Here is a 251-nt window from a genome sequence, read left to right on the forward strand (position 1 = left end):
CGACGACGAGCTCAACGCCCGCCTGCTCGAGGACTTGGCCGCGCTAGAGCCGCAGGACGAGACGGACCGCGACACGAAGGCGGCCATGCAGGAGCGCATCGGCCTCGAGCGGGAGACCCACGCGACCGGCCGCACCGAGCTGAACAACATCGCCTCCCCTGCCCAGGGCATCCGCGCGGTCTTCGCCCTCATGCCCACGGACACCGCGGAGCAGTGGGGCCACATCGCCGGCCGCCTCGCGAACCTGCCGG

At 72.5% G+C, this 251-nt stretch carries 1 protein-coding gene; it reads left to right on the top strand.

What is annotated here, in order from left to right; all coding sequences use genetic code 11:
- Window positions 1-251: DUF885 family protein (locus KVS67_RS12440; RefSeq protein WP_217565491.1), on the top strand; the 251-nt coding region annotated here is incomplete at both ends.

Origin of the sequence: Micrococcus sp. GbtcB5, assembly GCF_019091605.1 — a bacterium.
Classification (GTDB): domain Bacteria; phylum Actinomycetota; class Actinomycetes; order Actinomycetales; family Micrococcaceae; genus Micrococcus; species Micrococcus luteus.